At 69.1% G+C, this 15,660-nt stretch carries 15 protein-coding genes; 1 reads left to right on the top strand and 14 read right to left on the bottom strand.

The window, feature by feature from the left end; translation table 11 throughout:
- Positions 1 to 3: 3 nt before the first annotated feature.
- Both MTE01_RS13230 and MTE01_RS13225 read right to left on the bottom strand, forming a co-directional pair.
- The gene (locus MTE01_RS13230; protein ID WP_103207749.1) at positions 4 to 1,986 is read right to left on the bottom strand and encodes a bifunctional copper resistance protein CopD/cytochrome c oxidase assembly protein; all 1,983 of its coding nucleotides are present in this window, start codon (positions 1,984 to 1,986) and stop codon (positions 4 to 6) included.
- 77 nt (positions 1,987 to 2,063) lie between these two features.
- Positions 2,064 to 2,351 carry an HU family DNA-binding protein gene (locus MTE01_RS13225; RefSeq protein WP_013584778.1) on the bottom strand — a complete coding sequence of 96 codons (288 nt, stop codon included), beginning with the start codon at positions 2,349 to 2,351 and terminating at the stop codon, positions 2,064 to 2,066.
- Positions 2,352 to 2,748: 397 nt separating this feature from the next.
- On the opposite strand from MTE01_RS13225, the gene MTE01_RS13220 reads away from it, so the two are divergent.
- On the top strand, positions 2,749 to 4,200 hold the full coding sequence (locus MTE01_RS13220) for a helix-turn-helix transcriptional regulator (protein ID WP_170210703.1): 1,452 nt from the start codon (positions 2,749 to 2,751) through the stop codon (positions 4,198 to 4,200).
- Positions 4,201 to 4,281: 81 nt separating this feature from the next.
- On the opposite strand, the gene rpsN is transcribed toward MTE01_RS13220, so the two are convergent.
- The 12 genes from rpsN to MTE01_RS13160 form a co-directional block, all read right to left on the bottom strand.
- Positions 4,282 to 4,587, bottom strand: coding sequence for a 30S ribosomal protein S14 (rpsN, locus tag MTE01_RS13215; RefSeq protein WP_022878196.1), 306 nt, complete (start codon positions 4,585 to 4,587; stop codon positions 4,282 to 4,284).
- 4 nt (positions 4,588 to 4,591) lie between these two features.
- A complete protein-coding gene (gene rpmG / locus MTE01_RS13210) occupies positions 4,592 to 4,762 on the bottom strand; it encodes a 50S ribosomal protein L33 (RefSeq protein WP_013584775.1) in 171 nt (56 codons plus the stop codon).
- Positions 4,762 to 4,998 carry a 50S ribosomal protein L28 gene (gene rpmB, locus MTE01_RS13205; protein ID WP_055832508.1) on the bottom strand — a complete coding sequence of 79 codons (237 nt, stop codon included), beginning with the start codon at positions 4,996 to 4,998 and terminating at the stop codon, positions 4,762 to 4,764. Before rpmB ends, rpmG begins: the two co-directional genes overlap by 1 nt.
- Positions 4,999 to 5,137: 139 nt before the next feature.
- Entirely contained in the window at positions 5,138 to 5,836 is a 699-nt protein-coding gene (locus tag MTE01_RS13200) for a DNA-3-methyladenine glycosylase (RefSeq protein WP_141378012.1), read from the bottom strand.
- Complete coding sequence (locus MTE01_RS13195) at positions 5,836 to 7,260, bottom strand: hypothetical protein (protein WP_141378010.1); 1,425 nt, start codon at positions 7,258 to 7,260, stop codon at positions 5,836 to 5,838. The genes MTE01_RS13200 and MTE01_RS13195 overlap by 1 nt, the downstream gene beginning before the upstream one ends.
- Positions 7,250 to 8,107, bottom strand: coding sequence for a TIGR03943 family putative permease subunit (locus MTE01_RS13190; RefSeq protein ID WP_141378008.1), 858 nt, complete (start codon positions 8,105 to 8,107; stop codon positions 7,250 to 7,252). The genes MTE01_RS13195 and MTE01_RS13190 overlap by 11 nt, the downstream gene beginning before the upstream one ends.
- A complete protein-coding gene (locus MTE01_RS13185; RefSeq protein WP_141378006.1) occupies positions 8,100 to 9,134 on the bottom strand; it encodes a permease in 1,035 nt (344 codons plus the stop codon). The genes MTE01_RS13190 and MTE01_RS13185 overlap by 8 nt, the downstream gene beginning before the upstream one ends.
- A complete protein-coding gene (locus tag MTE01_RS13180; protein WP_141378004.1) occupies positions 9,115 to 9,528 on the bottom strand; it encodes a Fur family transcriptional regulator in 414 nt (137 codons plus the stop codon). Before MTE01_RS13180 ends, MTE01_RS13185 begins: the two co-directional genes overlap by 20 nt.
- Positions 9,529 to 9,615: 87 nt before the next feature.
- Entirely contained in the window at positions 9,616 to 10,476 is an 861-nt protein-coding gene (locus tag MTE01_RS13175; RefSeq protein ID WP_141378002.1) for a metal ABC transporter permease, read from the bottom strand.
- Entirely contained in the window at positions 10,473 to 11,288 is an 816-nt protein-coding gene (locus tag MTE01_RS13170) for a metal ABC transporter ATP-binding protein (RefSeq protein WP_141378000.1), read from the bottom strand. The genes MTE01_RS13175 and MTE01_RS13170 overlap by 4 nt, the downstream gene beginning before the upstream one ends.
- The gene (locus MTE01_RS13165; RefSeq protein ID WP_141377998.1) at positions 11,285 to 12,283 is read right to left on the bottom strand and encodes a metal ABC transporter solute-binding protein, Zn/Mn family; all 999 of its coding nucleotides are present in this window, start codon (positions 12,281 to 12,283) and stop codon (positions 11,285 to 11,287) included. The genes MTE01_RS13170 and MTE01_RS13165 overlap by 4 nt, the downstream gene beginning before the upstream one ends.
- Positions 12,284 to 12,544: 261 nt before the next feature.
- Positions 12,545 to 15,481: a putative Ig domain-containing protein gene (locus tag MTE01_RS13160; protein ID WP_170210702.1), complete on the bottom strand. Its 2,937-nt coding sequence runs from the start codon at positions 15,479 to 15,481 to the stop codon at positions 12,545 to 12,547.
- Between the last annotated feature and the right edge of the window lie 179 nt (positions 15,482 to 15,660).

The following is a 15,660-nucleotide window of genomic DNA, read 5'->3' as shown; positions in this document are numbered from 1 at the left end:
GGACTAGGCGCCGCGCGACGCGACCCGCGCGTCGCGCTCGGCCAACCGCTGCAGCTCTTCGTTGTACGCGTCGAGCTCGAGGTCGCCGACGCGGTCGACGTGGCGGTCGCGTCGGCGCTGCTGACGCTCGTCGCTCCGACTCCACTGGATGGCCACCGCGATCGCGAGGACGAGGGTCGGGATCTCGCCGACCGACCAGGCCACGCCGCCTCCGACGTACTGGTCCTGCAGCGGGGTCGCGCCCCAGGTACGACCCATCGCGCCGAACCACTCCGCCACCATCAGGCCCGAGTTCATCATGATCGCGATGCCGAAGAAGGCGTGCATCGCCATGATCGCGATGAGCACCAGCAGACGCATCGGGTAGGGCAGGCGATACGGCACGGGGTCGATGCCGATCAGGCTCAGCACGAAGAGGTAGCCGGTCACCAGGAAGTGCGCGACCATCCAGATGTGCCCGACGTGGTCGTACAGCGACCAGCGGAACAGATCGGTGTAGTAGAACGCCCAGAGCGATCCGATGAACAGCCCCGCCGCCACGTAGGGGTTGGTGAGCACCTTCGCGACGGGGTTGTGCACCGCCCACAGGATCCACTCGCGGCCGCCGCGCGAGCCGTCGGTGCGCTTGCGGATCGCGCGTGCCGCGAGCGACACCGGCGCCCCGGCGACCAGCAGCAGCGGGATCGCCATCGACAGCAGCATGTGTCCGATCATGTGCATGCTGAACAGGTAATCCTGGTACACGTTGATGGGACCCGACGTGACCCAGAAGACCCCCAGCATGCCGAGGCACCAGAGCACCGTGCGGTAGACGGGCCAGGCGTCGCCGCGGCGCAGCAGGCGGTAGACCCCCGCCAGGTAGAAGAACACGCCGAAGGCCACGACGAGCGTCCAGAGCAGGTCGATGTCCCACGCGGTGAACCAGCGCTCGATGGTCAGGTCGGGAGGCAGCGGCGCGCCGGTCAGCACCTCGGCCGGGGTCTGCCCCACGAGCGGGGGCTGCACGGGCGGTGGCGTGCGCGCGAGAGCAGCAGCGACTCCGCTGGCGATGCCCATGAAGGCGAGCTCGAGCGTGACGACGCCCCAGAAGCGGCGCGATCCGGGCTCGTCGGCCATACGCGAGATGAGTCGCCGGCGGTACCAGGCGCCGAGCACGCCCATCGCGATCAGGGCGCCCACCTTGACCAGCACGAGGATGCCGTAGGCCGACCAGAGGTTCTGCAGACCCAGGAGGCCGATCGATGCGCGCACCGTCCCCGAGATCGCGACGACGATGAAGGCGACGAGGGCGATCGAGGAGTAGCGCAGGAGAGTCGTCTGCAGTTGTCCGCGCGACATCGCGGGGCGGACGATCACGAGCAGGATCAGCCCGCCGAGCCACACGGCCGCCGCCATGATGTGCAGCACGAGCGAGGTCACGGCCGCGTTGTGGCTGGCCTCTTCGCCCGCGTGCCCCTGCGTTCCCATCGGGATCAGCGAGGCGAGGGCGAGGATGGCGACGACGAGCGTGGGAATCCACGAACGGACAGCGAACGTCAGCACGGTCAGCACGGCGCCGGCGATCGTGGTGATCAACCACGCCTGCCCGATCGAGCTCTCGACGAGGAAGCGCCCGAGCTGCTGACCGAAGACCGCGTCGAGCGTCGGTTTGGCGTTCAGAACGTTCAGGAAGGTCAGATAGCCCGTGGTGGCCGCCGAGACGGTGAAGATGGCGGCGCCGATGGATGCCGTGTCGAGGGCGATCTCGAACGGTCGCTCCCCCGCGGGAAGGGCGAAGAGCGCCAGCACCAGCGAGCCGACCATCGTGGCGGCGGCGAGGTTGACGACGACCGTGGCGATCGGCAGACCCCAGCGGACGACCGGGCCGGGGTCGGCGAGTTGCGTGGGAGCCGCTCCCCCGCCGTAGGCGAGTCCCACGGCGACGGCGATCAGCGAGACCACGACCAGGATGACGGGTCCCGCGACGCGGAGCAGGCGGGGATTCACCCCCTCAGCCTACGTCGCGTGGGAACGACGGAGGGGGGATGCCGTGTGGCAACCCCCCTCTGTGATTCGACGTCGTCTTACTTGACGGCGGCCTTCAGCTTGGAGCCCGCGGTCACCTTGACGCGCTTGCCGGCGGGGATCGAGATCTCCTCGCCCGTCTGGGGGTTGCGGCCCGTGCGAGCCGACGTCGCGACCTGCTCGAAGGCGATCCAGCCGGGGATCGAGACCTTGCTGCCCTTGGCGACCGCCTCGGAGACGGTGGAGAAGAGGGAGTCGAGCACGCCCGACACGGCGGACTGGCTCTGCCCGGTCGCGCTGGCGATGCTCGCGACGAGCTCGGTCTTGGTGATGGACTTGTCAGCCATGTGGTTGTCCTCCAGGCGACGTCTAAGTCGCCTCTCGTTACGCGGACGAGGGGAAAATCCTCCTCGGTGGTCGGGAGACCGCCTCGACAGTATCAACCGAACCGCGGAATTACGCGGATTCTGACGGATTTTCCCCCTTTCGCGCCGGCGTGTCGCGGCGTCGACGGGGCGGAGGGGGCGACCGGGGCAGCTGCGCGGCGCCCTCGTACGTCGGCGGCCCTGCACCTCGCCCGAAAACGGGGAGCGCGCGACCGAGGCCCGCTCCCCGCGCGCGAGCCGCGGTACCCCGAGAGTCGACCGGCGCTCGGGGGTACCCGATCAGGCAATTTACGAAACGGTATGAAATACCATAGAACGGATCAAAACTGCCATGAGGTGCTCGCGAAACGGAGGTGCGATGTCGGGAACCCCATCCTCCATCGACGTGCGCGCGACCCTCCACGCCGCGGTCGTCACGACGGCGATCCGGCTGGCACCGGGCCACGGCATCCCGATCACCCGTCATCTCGCATTGCTGGCCGAGGCCGAGACCCCGGCCCCACCCGCGATGTGGACCGACGCCTCCGCACAGACGGTGGGGGCGCTGCTGGCGGCGCGAGCGCGGCGCGACGCTCTCGTCGACGGCGTAGGCGTGGTGCGTCTGTACTTCGACGAAGTGCGCCTCAAACGCCCCGCCGCCCTCTCTTCCCGCGGCCGGGCTCTGCTGCTGGCCAGCGCGGGCGAGTACTGCGCGGCGATCGGCTCGGCGCAGCACGCCGCCCGGTTCGGCGCCGAGGCGCTCCTCTTCGCCGACACACCCGCTCTGCGGTATCGGGCACTGACGGTCATCGCGCTGGGGCACGCGATCAACGGCGAGTACACCGCGGCCGAAGAAGCCTCGTCCGGCGCGCAGGAGATCTTCGCGGCCGAAGGATGGCCCGTGGAAGAGGCCGCCTACCTGCTCTTCCTCGCCGACATCCTGACCTCGTCGGCACGCTGCGACGTCGAACGCCTCGCCGCCGTCCCCTCGGCGATGGCACTCACCCAACGCGACGACCCGTATTGGACGTACACGGCGCGAGCCGCCGGAGTGATGGTCAAGCTCCTCCGGCACAAGTTCGCCGACGGGCGGGCCGAGGCCCGCGAACTGCTCCACGGGGGTCTGCGAAGCGCGAGCCACCGTATGGTGCGCCACTTCCTGCTGTGTATCCTGTCCGACCTCTACGTCGCGCAGGGCGATGACGCACAGGCTCTCGCGGTCCTCGCGCCCTACGACAACCCCGAGGGTCACGGTATCTGCTTCTCGATGCAGCGAGCCACGGCCCTGCTGCGTCTCGGACGGGAGCGCGAGCTGCTGCTCGAGACCGACGCCTGCGTGGCATCCGAGACCGAACACTGCCTGCGCACCTTCACACCGGTTTTGCTGCGCCGCGCCCTCGCCCAGCAGCGGCTCGGCAACTCCCGCCGCGCTCACCAGAGCATGGAGTCGGCCCTGCTGATCATGCAGCGCACGGGGACCTGGGCGACTCCGTTCCTCATGCTCCCGCACGACGAGACACGGCAACTGATGGAGGGCGTCGTCGCTCACAACCCGGAGTTGCGGCACCTGATGGCCTCTCTCGAGGGGGTCCTCGCCCGCGTGGCGGCGCCCGACAACGAGAGCGCCCCGGCGTACGCCACCCCGTGCCTCACACCGACGGAGCGCGCCCTGGCATTCCTGCTCGAAAGCCCCCTCAGCCTGGCCGAGATCGCACGAGAACGCGGGGTCTCGCTCAACACGGTGAAGAGCCAGGTGCGGTCGATCTACCTCAAGCTCGGCGTCAGCGGTCGCACCGAGGCCATCGAGCAGCTGAACTCCGTCGACGCCTGAAGGGCGCGCGGCGCTCACCGGAAACGCCGAAGGGCGAGGGCTCCTCTCGGAACCCCCGCCCTTCGAACGGGTGTCTGGTGCTTACCAGGACGACTTGGTCACACCGGGCAGCTCGCCACGGTGGGCCATGTCACGGAAGCGGACGCGCGAGACGCCGAACTTCGTGAGGACACCACGGGGGCGGCCGTCGATGACGTCGCGGCTGCGCACGCGCGCGGGCGACGCGTTGCGGGGCAGCTTCTGCAGGCCCACGCGGGCGGCCTCGCGGGCCTCGTCGGTCGCGTTGGGGTCGACCAGGGTCTTCTTCAGCTCGGCGCGCTTCGCGGCGTAGCGCTCGACGACGACCTTGCGCTGCTCGTTGCGCGCGATCTTGCTCTTCTTAGCCATGTGCTTAGCGCTCCTCTCGGAAGTCGACGTGCTTGCGGACCACGGGGTCGTACTTCTTGAGCACGATGCGGTCGGGGTTGTTGCGGCGGTTCTTGCGCGTCACGTAGGTGTAGCCCGTGCCGGCGGTCGAACGCAGCTTGATGATCGGACGAACGTCCTGAGCCTTCTTCGCCATTACAGCTTCACGCCCTTCGCCTGCAGGTCACGGACGACGGACTCGATGCCGCGAGCGTCGATGACCTTGATGCCCTTCGCCGAAACGTTGAGCTTGATGTTGCGACCCAGCGACGGAACGAAGTAGGTCTTCTTCTGCACGTTCGGGTCGAAGCGGCGCTTCGTCCGGCGGTGCGAGTGCGAGATGTTGTGACCGAAGCCGGGAACCGCTCCAGTCACCTGGCACACTGCTGCCATGGTGATGTCTCCTTCTGTACCGTGACACCGGACGGTGCCACCCAAGATCCCTTGTCTGCACCCCGTCCGAGCGCGGCCGAAGCCCACGTTCGAGAGTGAGGGATGCGAACTGCGTGCTGGAGTGCGCGCAGACAAGGGGTCAGTCTAGCACGGACGGCGTGTCGCCCTGACGGGCAGCCGCCTCGGCCGCGCCCCGCCCCCATCGGAACGACGAGACCGTGGCATCCCCCTCGATCCAGAAGCGCCAGGGGAAGGCGTCGGTGCCCGCGATGCCCGCGACGCCCACGCGCGGTCCGATCGCAACGCCCGGCGGCGGCGCGTCGGGCAGGAGCAACCGCGCTCGCGCGCCCGCGCGCATCTCGCCGGTGACCGCGTCGATGCCGTCGTGGATCGGATGCCGAAGGCCTACCGCGTCTCCGAAGCGCCCGGGACCGCGGGCGAGATCGCGCGCCGCCCGTACGGCGCCGCGACGTTCCAGACGACGGCGTTCGGCGATGTCCGCCCCCTCGACGATCTCGCCGCCGCGCAGCAGCACTCCCCCGGCGACGCCGTCGGGTCCGCACACGACGTTGACGCACGAATGGATGCCGTGACTCAGGTACACATACAGGTGACCGGGCTCGCCCCACATGGTGGCGTTTCGCGCGGTCGGTCCCATGCGGGCGTGCGAGCCCGGATCGGGCTGATCTCCGGTGCCGCGGCCGTGGTACGCCTCGACCTCGGTCAGACGCGCGACCACCCTCTCTCCGCCGACCTCGGTCTCGAGCAGGGCCCCGAGCAACCGCGGTGCGACCTCGACCGGCAGGTCGGCGAGGTCGGCACGGGTGGCGGGACGCATCACTGCGGGGGCACCTGGCACCACGACAGATCGAAGCCCTGCAGCGCCACGACCTCCTGACCGGTGTCGACCTCGACGAGGTGCGTGAGCAGGCGTTGCGGCAGCGGCAGCTGGTACCTGTCGAAGGGGTTGTCGACGGCGCGGGGAGCGACGAGCACGGCGGCGTAGCGCCCGCTCGGGGACAAGCAGGTCTGCAGCACGGTGTCGGAGCCCGGCACGCTCAGCAGCTGACGGACGGTTCCGTCGGTGTCGACGTGCGACACGATCGTGGAACGGGAGACCCCGTCGGAGCTGATGTCGGCGAACGAGCGGATCGTGCCCGTGCCCGCCCCGGGCAGGGGCGTCGCGCGCCCCGCCATGCCGGGGGGATCGACGGGGTCGACCAGCGCTTGCTCGGAGCCGTCGGTGAGGTTGATCTCGCGGATCCCCTCGAGGCGCTCCACGATCGCGATCGACGATCCGCGCGCGATGCCGTCGATCGAGACGGCACTTCCCAGGGGAGCGGCGTTGCCGCCCTGCGCGTCGGTGAGCAGGAGTCGCGAGTCGAAGGTCAGCACCAGCATGCTGTCGGTGTCGGGCACGAAACGGTAGTCGGCGATGCGCACGTCGCCGCCGTTCAGCCCCACCTCGACGGGCGGGGCGTCGTCGGCCGCCGACGCCGTGAACAGACGGCTCTCGCGCCCCCCGGCAGCGCCCAGGTCGGCATCCGAGAAGGTGAATCCGATGCGCTCGCCCCGGTCGGCCGACTGCAGGTTGGTGACGTAGCCGGGGCCCGGGAGGGCGATGTCGCGCTGGTTCTTGCCGTCGGGGTCGGTCACGATGACCCGCGGGGTGTCGCCGTCGCGCACCGAGATCACGAGGTGGTTGGCGGTGGCGCGGAAGTCCTCGATGTGCGGGTGCACGAACACGGGCAGACCCGCCTGCCCCTGCAGGTCGGTGCGGAAGATGGTGTCGCCCTCGGGCGTGCCGCGCTGCATCAGGTAGGCCTGCAGGGCGGGGGTGCGGAACGACTCGGTCAGGGTCGAGGCGGGGCCGGCGCCGAGGCCGCTCACGCCGTTGACGGTGATCGTGTAGTCGGTGTCGTCGCGCAGCGGCAGCGTGAAACGCACGCCGACGCTGCGACCCGAGGTGTCGACGGTGAACGGGGTCGCCGGGTCCACCTGGACCTGCGAGGCGTCCACCTTCTCGAGGGACTGGGTCGTGGTGAGGATCACGCGGGAGCCGGATGCCGCGACGGCGGCCGCCGGATCGACTTGCACGTCCGTGACGCGCGGCCCCTGGGCCACGGCCACCACTGCGCCGAGGCCGCCGACGACGACGAGAGCGACGAGGATCGCGGCGAAGGCGATCGCGAAGCCGCGCCCGCGCCGCCGACGCGCGCGCGAGCGCCGGGAGTCGCCGCCGCGACGGGAATCAGTACTCATACGGGTCCGAGGGCTCAGCGATGGCCGCGACCTGGTCGGCGTGCACCGCGAGCTTGCCGTCGCCGCTCGAACGCACCGTGCCCGTGACGGTCACCCACTGCCCGGTCGAGGGGGCGTCGGTGGTGGCCGCGATAGGCAGGCGGGCGGTCTGCGCGTCGATCACGCAGTGCGTGATGACGAGTCGGGTGAGGTCGAAGCTCGATCCGTCGTTGGCCGGGGTGATGAAGCCCGTGAGGGTCACGGGCTTTCCGTCAAAGATCTCGGGGTTGGTGGCGTGGGCGAAGACCGCCGACCAGTCGCCGATGCCGAACTTCGAGGTGTCTCCCGACGCGGCGAGGGTCACCACGTCGGAGCCGGCGAACAGCGGCGGGGCTCCCACGTCGCGCGACACCGCGAGCTCGGTCGACAGCGACGCCGCGGGAGTCAGCAGCACCGCGATCACCGCACCCGAGGCGAGTACGCCGCCGGTGAACGCCGCGATCCCGCCCGGGGTCAGGCGCGGGCGGGCCGCGAGATGATCGTGGGCTGCGTGATCGTGCGCGTCGAGCGGATCGGTGTGCGCGTGATCGGCGTGCGCGAACGCCTCGCGCCGGGCGGAGGCCGCGGCGGGGGCGTGGCCGTGCTCGTGATCGTGTCCGTGGTCGGCCTCGGCGCCGAGCGGCAGGGCGAACGAGGCGATCGAGCCGACCAGCGCCAGGAAGGCCATGCCGACGGCGAACCACGCCGAATCGGGGTTGATGTACAGCGCCATGCGGCCGGTGGCCCACAGCGTGATGGTCGTGATCGACAGGCACGCGGTCAGGCCCACCCCGAGCCAGCGCGTGGCGAGAGCACCCGTTCTAGACAAGGAGGTTCACCACCGTTCCGAGTGTGAAGGCGAAGAGCACCACGACGACCGTCATGCCCACGAGCACGCGCGTCGAGAAGGTCGTGCGCAGCAGAGCCATCATCTTCAGGTCGATGATCGGCCCCACCACGAGGAAAGCCACGATCGATCCGGGCGTGAAGGTCGAGGCGAACGACAGCGCGAAGAACGCGTCGACGTTCGAGCACAGCGACACCACGATCGCCAGCGCCATCATCGCGGCGATCGACAGCGCCGGGTCGGACCCGATGGCCAGCAGGGCGCTGCGCGGGATGAGCACCTGGACTGCTCCGGCCAGCAGCGAGCCGATGATGAGGGCCGGCATGACCGAGCGCAGCTCGACGACGAACTGGGCGAGGGTGCGCCGACCACGGTCGCCGCGCTCCTGCACGACGATCTCGCACGTCTCGAGGAAGCGTTCGGTGAGCAGTTTGTCGGGATCGGGATGCCGGCTGTACAGCCAGCCGATCAGGTTGGCGACCAGGTACCCGCCGATCAGGCGCGCCACCAGGATGCCGTCGCTGAAGCCGAAGGCCGCGTGGGTGCTGATGATGACGATCGGGTTCACGATCGGGGCCGCAACCAGGAAGGTCAGCGTGTCGCTCACTCCGAAGCCGCGCATGAGCAGACCGCGGGCGAAGGGCACGTTGCCGCACTCGCAGACGGGGATGAACATCCCCAGCAGCGACAGCACCGCCCGGCGCGCCCAGGGCGCGCGCGGCATCCATCTCTCGATCGCTCCCGGGGGCACCCACACCTGCACGATGATCGACAGCACCACGCCGAGGACCACGAAGGGCAGCGACTCGATGAGCACGCTGAGAGCGAGGGTGAGACCGTCCTGCGCGCGGGTCGGCAACGGCTGTGCGAAGAACGTGGGGGCGAAGGCGTCGACCAGGAACAGCGCCGTGACCACGACGACACCCAGGCCGAGCGCGACGAGGGTGCGGGAGGCGCCCGAGCGTTGCGGCGTGGGAGCCGTGGTGCGACTACTCGTCGCCACGCTCACGAGCCCGGGCGCGGGCGCAATCGGCGCAGATGCCGAAGATGTCGACGACGTGCTCGGCCTCGCTGAACCCGTGTTGGGCGGCGGTGCGCTGTGCCCACTCCTCGACGTCGGTCGCGGCGATCTCGACGGCCTTGCCGCACGAGCGACAGATCAGGTGATGATGATGCCCGCGCGTCTCGCAGGCGCGGAAGAGGTTCTCCCCGTCGGGGCTCTGCAGCGAGTCGGCGTCGCCGCGGGCGGCGAGACCCGCGAGCGTGCGGTAGACCGTCGCCAGCCCGATACCGGTGTTCTCGTCGCGCAAGGTCGCGTGCAGCGACTGGGCGCTGACGAAGCCGGGAGCTCCGGACAGAGCCTCCCGCACGCGTTCGCGCTGCCACGTATTGCGCTGGACCATGGCCGCGAGTCTAGCGAGGGGATCGGTGAATCGGCTGGGCGTGCTCGAAGTCGGCGGGGGGAACCCTTCCCGCCCCGGCCGGACGGCTCAGAGGGCGCGGGTCGTCCGGTCGCGTCGCGCACCCACCAGACGACACGCGAGGTAGATCGCGAACGAGATGGTCGTGATGTACGGACTCACCGGCAGCGTCCCGGCTACGGCCAGGAGCACCCCGCCCACGGCCGAGACGAAACCGAACAGCGCCGCGAGCAGCGGCACCGACAGCGGACCGGATGCCACCCGCATCGCCGCCGCGGCCGGAGTCACCAGCAGCGCCATGACGAGCAGGGCACCGATGATGTGCACGGCGACCGCCACGATGAGTCCCAGCAGCAGCATGAACGCGAGCGACACCGCCGTGGTCGGCACGCCGCGGGCCGCGGCCGACTGCGGGTCGAGCGAGTCGAAGCGCAACGGGCGCCAGATGAGCAGCAGGGCGACCAACACCGCGACGCCGATCACGACGAGCCACCCCAGCTGCTCGCTCTGCACCGACACGATCTGGCCGGTGAGCAGGCTGAAGCGGGTGGCACTGCGTCCGTTGTAGAGCGACAGGCACAGGATGCCGACCCCGAGACCGAACGGCATGAGCACGCCGATGATCGAGTTGCGATCGCGCGCGCGGGCGCCCAGCACTCCGATGAGAGCCGCCGCGATGAGCGAGCCCACGATCGATCCCGAGACCACATCGACACCGACGAGCAGGGCGACGGCGGCGCCGGCGAACGACAGCTCGCTGATGCCGTGCACGGCGAAGGCCATGTCGCGTTGCATGACGAAGACGCCGATGAGTCCGCCGACGAGGCCGAGCACGGCTCCCGCGTACACGGAGTTCTGCACGAGCTCGAGGATCGCGCCGTACTGGCTCACCCCGCCGAACAGGGCGTTGCCGACGTCGGACCAGTTCATGCGTCGTCCTCGTCGTGGTGATGGTGGTGGGCTTCGTCGGCATCCGGCGCCCCGACGACGATCAGTTGACCGCCCGCGCGCACGACGTAGACGGGGGCGCCGTAGAGGGCCGAGAGCGTCTCGGTCGTGAGCACCTCGTCGGGTGTGCCGAGGGTGAAGCGGCCGTTGGCGATGTAGAGGATGCGGTCCACGCGCGAGAGCACCGGGTTGATGTCATGCGTGACCAGCAGGACGGCCGCGTCCCGCTCGCGGCGGTGACGGTCGATGAGTCGGACGACGGCCTGCTGGTTGGCCAGGTCGAGACTCGTGAGCGGCTCGTCGCAGAGCAGTAGGGCGGGGTCGTCCGCGAGAGCCTGGCCCACGCGCAGGCGCTGCTGCTCTCCGCCCGAGAGCAGACCCACCGGCCGGTCACCGAAGGCGGTGGCCCCCACCGCCTCGAGCAACTCGTCGATGCGCGCGCGGTCCTTCTTTCGCGACAGCGGCAGGCCGAGCCGGTGCCCGTCCACCCCGAGACCGATGATGTCGCGGCCGCGCAGGGGCGTCTCGCGCGGGAGCGGACGCTGCTGCGGGATGTAGCCGATGCGGCGGTTGCCGGCGCGGCGCACGGGGGCTCCGAGCGCCTCGATCGAGCCGGAGCTCAACCGCTCGAGCCCCAGAATCGCGCGCAGCAGCGTCGTCTTGCCCGAGCCGCTCGGGCCGAGCACGGCGACGAGCTCGCCGGGCTCGACCTCGAGGTCGAGCCCGGCCCACAGCTCACGGCCACCCCTCTCGAGGGCGGCGCCGCGGACGCGCAGCGGTGCGGCCGCGCTCACGCCGCCAGCGCGTCGGACAGCGCCGTGATGTTGCTCTGCATCCACGAGATGTAAGTCTGACCCTCGGGGAGCGTTTCCGTGAACTCGATCACGGGGATGTTCTTGGCCTTCGCCTCGTTCTGCACCTGCGTCACCTCGGCGCCGCCGGTCTGCGGGTTGACGATCATGACGCCGATCTGGCCCGAGTCCAGCAGCTGCAGCGACTCGAGCAGGGTCGCCGGCGGGACGTCCTGGCCCTCTTCGACCGATTCGCTGAACTCGTTGGGCGTCGCGTTGTCGAGGCCCGCCGCCGTGGTCAGGTACACGGGCACCGGCTCGGTCACGAAGATCTTCTTGCCGGAATCCTTCGCCTTGATCGCGTCGAGGGAGTCCTCGAGGCCGGCGATCTGCTGGGTGAAGGCCTCGGCGTTCGCGTTGAAGTCGGCCACGTGCTCGGGGGCGAGCGTTCCGAGCTGCTCGGCGATGGCCTCGGTGAGGTCCTCGACCGTGTGCGGGTCGTACCAGACGTGCTCGTTGAAGCCCTCGATGTGGGCGTGGCCGTCTTCGTCCGAGTGGCCATGGTCGTCGGCACTCTCGCTGGGCGCCGGGCTCGCGTCGTCGGAGTGCTCTTTCGAGCCAGGGTAGTCGTGGTTGTACTCGACCGCGGTGAGCACCGGGGCCGTGGTGCCGCTGGCCTGGATGAGCGACTCCATGAAGGCGTCGTAGCCGGCGCCGTTCTCGATCACGAGGCCGGCGTTCTTGAGCGTCAGTTGGTCCTGCGCGCTCGCCTCGTACTCGTGCGGGTCCTGGCTGGGCGAGGTGATGATCGAGGCGACGTCGACGTAGTCTCCGCCGACCGCCTGAGCGATGGAGCCGTAGACGTCAGTGGATGCCACGACCTTGATCTTTGCGGACGAGTCCGACGACGCGGGGGAGGCGGTGCCTCCGGCGCAACCGGCGAGCGCGAGAACGGAGACGGTCCCGAGAAGGACGGGGGCGAGGAAGCGACGGTTCATACGGAAACCGTATCGCCGTTGATAATCGTTCTCAAAATCAGAGCGTAGCGCATACGAGGTTCTCAGCCTCGCGTCGCGTCGGGGATCGCATCGCGTGATTCTGGGAGCGGCCGCCGCAGACGCCGTCTCCCGCTACCCGTCAGTTCACATAGGTCGGTCGCTCCTCCGCCTCTGGACGCTGACGAGCTCGACATCAACGATGGAGGAGGGGCCAGCCCGCGGGCTGGCCCCTCCTGTCGGGGCCGGTTGCCACAGGGGCTTTTACGGCGTGGGGTCGTTGTTCTTGCGGCGACGTCGGCGGGTGAAAAGGACCACGATGCCCGCGGCGACGAGGATCACCGCGAGGGCGAAGGCGACCGATACTCCCGCCATGCCGGTGACCGCCAGTGCGGCAGCCGGCGAGACCGCGGAGCTGTCTGCTACCGCCGAGGGCGTGGGCGACGGAGAGGTGGCAGGAGCCGGCCTCACGACGAACGTGATCGGATCCGAGGTCACGGTCCCCACAGCGTTCGCCGCAACGATTCGGAACGTGCTCGAGCCCGCGGTCGTGGGCGTGCCGGACAATTCACCCGTCTTCGCGTTCAAGGTGAACCCCGCAGGAAGAGCGTCACCGGTCATCAGGCTGAACGTCGGAGCAGGAGTGCCCGTGGCAGTGAAGGTGTACGAGTACGCCGTCCCCACCGTCGCTGTCGGCGCCGCATCCGCGGTGAACACCGGCGACGCCTGCACGGTGAACGTGATCGGATCCGACGTGTCGGAACCCGCGGCGTTGGTTGCGACCACCCGGAACGTGCTCGTCCCTGCAGTGGTGGGTGTGCCCGAAAGCTCACCGGTCGTCGCGTTCAACGTCAAACCGGCCGGGAGAGCGTCCCCCGTCGCCAGGCTGAAGGTCGGTGCAGGGACACCGGACGCGGCGAACGTGTACGAATACGCCGACCCTTCGACCGCCGCAGGAGGAGTCGCCGCCGTGAACGCCGGGTCATCCTGCACGGTGAATGTGATCAGGTCCGACGTCACCTTGCCTGCAGCGTTCGTCGCGACAAGTTGGAACGTGCTCGTGCCCGCCGTCGTGGGGATACCCGCGAGCTCGCCGGTCGCGGGATGCAACGTGAGGCCCGCGGGGAGAGAATCTCCCGCCTCCAGGCTGTATGTCGGCTCGGGGTAACCCGATGCGCCGAAGAAGTACGAATACTCCGCGCCCGCCACCGCCGCCGGCGGCGTGGCGTCGATGAAGGTCGGCGCCTCTTGGACGATGAATGTGATCGGATCCGATGTCACCTCCCCGGCGGAATTCTCCGCGGTCACCCGGAACGTGGTCGTTCCGGCCGCAGCGGGTGTACCCGAGAGCTCGCCCGTGGTGGCGTCCAACGTCAGTCCAACGGGGAGAGTGTCACCCGCCTCGACGCGGTAGGTCGGTGTCGGGGTGCCGGACGCCGTGAAACTGTACGAGTACGCCTTCCGCACCGCCGCTACGGGCGGCTCAGCCGCGGTGAAGACCGGCGCCTCTTGAACGACAAGCGTGATCGGACCCGATGTCACCTCACCGGCAGAGTTCTCTGCGACCACCCGGAACGTGGTCGATCCGGCCGCAGCGGGTGTACCCGAGAGCTCACCCGTCGTGGCATCCAACGACAACCCGGCAGGGAGAGTGTCACCCGTCGCCACCGAGAACGACGGAGCAGGGAAACCCGACGCAGTGAACGTGTACGAGTACGCCGAGTTCACCTCCGCTGCGGGCGGTGCCGCCGCTGTGAACACCGGCTTTTCACGGACGGTGAAAGAGATCGGATCCGACGTGACCTCACCCACGGAGTTCTTCGCAACGACGCGAAACGTGCTGGTCCTGGCAGTGGTGGGAGTACCCGAGAGTTCACCAGTGGTGGCATCGAGGGTCAGCCCGGCGGGGAGAATGTCATCCGCCGCCACCGCGAAGGTCGGGGCGGGAGTCCCCGACGCGGTGAACGTGTACGAGTACGCCGATCCTGCCGTTGCTGCGGGCGGCGCGGCCGCCGTGAACGCTGGTGCGGCGGTCAACGAAACCCGCGACACCGCATTGTCCGAGTAATCCGCGGTGTAGAAAGCGGACCCGTCCGGGGACACCGCGACGGACTGGGGGTAGCGGCCGACGCCGATGCTGGTCACGGTGGGGGTCGCGCTGGTCGGGTTCGTGATTTGCGTCGACGTGTTGAGGAAGGGATTAGCGGTGTAGACCGTCGTTCCGTCGGGTGAGACCGCCAACGACGTCGCCTGGACGCCGATAGGGATGCTGCTCACGGTCGGGGTCACGGCAGTCAGGTTTGTCATCCGATGCAACGTCGCGGGACTGACGGCGTACAGAGTCGCCCCATCAGGGGATACCGCCACGGCGTCGACGCTCGAGCCGATCGGAATGTGAGCCACCGTCGGGTTCGCCGAAGTCAGGTTTGTTATTCGCGACACCGCGTTATCGCGGCCGTCGGCCGTATAGACAGTGGCTCCGTCGGGGGAAACCACCAGAGACATCACACCTCTACCCACTGCAATGCTGGTGACCGTGGGAGTCGCCGCAGTCAGATTCGTAATGCGCGACACAGTGCTGGTGCGCACGTTGGCGGTGTAGACGGTAGACCCATCGGGGGACACAGCCACCGAATAAGGACTCTCGCCGAGCGCGATGCTCGTCACGGTAGGCGTCGCCGCCGTCAGATTGGTGATCCGTGACACCGTGTTCGCATCGGGATTAGCCGTAAAAACCACATCCCCGCCCGGAGAGACCGCCACCGAGCGGGGCCCCACACCGAGGGGGATGCTCACGACACTCGGAGTCGCCGCCGTCAGGTTCGTAATCCGCGACACCGTCTGGTCATCGAAGTTGGCGGTGTATGCCGCAGCCCCATCTGTGGACACCGCCACCGACAACGGCCCTTTGCCGACCGGGACGCTGGTTACCTGCGCTGCGCTCGCCGTCGTCGGAACAGTCAACACCAGCACCCCCACGAGCACCCCGGCCGCCAACGACCGCCCCCACCTCAATTTCACAGACATCCCGTTCGACCTCTCATCTGAACCCATCGACTGCGGTGACTGAACACGAGTGCACCCACCCCTCACCGCTCCAGCGGAGGCTTCGGGAAACCGCGGAATGGCGTGAGGGTCATCAAACGGTACCAAACGGTGTTGAACGGATTGAAATGGTGTATCGACGTCGGCAAGCCACACGATGGCAGTCGACTTCCTCCCATCGCGCCGTTGCGACGGGAACGTCGTAGCCCCCGACGCGGCTCCCCCACCGCGCCGCACGAGACGATGGGTCTCACAGCGGAGGGCGGGAGAGCCACCGACCGTGACCTCGACCGCCGGACGACGAATACGCGCGCCGAGTCCCGGCATCCCGTGTC

The organism is Microbacterium testaceum, assembly GCF_006539145.1.
Lineage (GTDB): Bacteria > Actinomycetota > Actinomycetes > Actinomycetales > Microbacteriaceae > Microbacterium > Microbacterium testaceum.
The sequence above is the reverse complement of the archived record's forward strand: the minus strand, read 5'-3'. Positions and strand labels throughout refer to the sequence as shown.